Below are 602 nucleotides of genomic sequence, written 5' to 3'. Positions count from 1 at the left end.
GATGGTGACTTCATCAAGGATGGCAATTTTCGCCCAGACGAAAAATACCACCAACCCGAGCAGCGTCAGCCAAATCACTCTGGAGGAGGCTTTCCCTTTTGCGCTGAACAGCGTCTTGTTCATATTTCTCTCCCTCAGGCGACCTGCTGCGCGTTATCCAGCGGCTTGCTGACCGCCTTGAGTATCTGTTCTTTGGGGCCATCGGCAATAATGCGCCCGTTGTCGATGACGATCAGCCTGTCAACCAGCTTGAGCAGGGCCGGGCGGTGCGTCACCAGCACCAGCGTTCGTCCTTCCAGCCAGCTTTTCATCTGGCGTATGACCTGTTCTTCCAGTTGCTCATCCATCGAGGCCGTAGGTTCATCCATTAGCACGATCTGCGGGTTGCGCAGGATAAGACGGCTTAACAGCACCATCTGACGCTGCCCGCCGGACAGGCCGCGTCCGCCTTCCTGAATGATGCGCTCAAGGCTGGAGGCATCCTGCTGCACCATGCTGAGCGCCCCGCTGATACGCAGCGCTGCCAGTAATTCCTGCTCGCTGGCGTGGGGGTTACCCAGCATCAGGTTTTGCCTGAGACTGCCAAAAAACAGCCGGGAATC

Annotated in this window: 1 protein-coding gene; it reads right to left on the bottom strand. The window is 57.5% G+C overall.

The window, feature by feature from the left end; translation table 11 throughout:
• Positions 1-134: 134 nt before the first annotated feature.
• A partial coding sequence (locus tag J5224_RS34000; protein WP_264629264.1) for an ATP-binding cassette domain-containing protein occupies positions 135-602 on the bottom strand: 468 nt, incomplete at its 5' end.

This window comes from Candidatus Symbiopectobacterium sp. NZEC135 (assembly GCF_025962695.1).
This window is presented reverse-complemented; position numbering and strand designations above follow the sequence as displayed.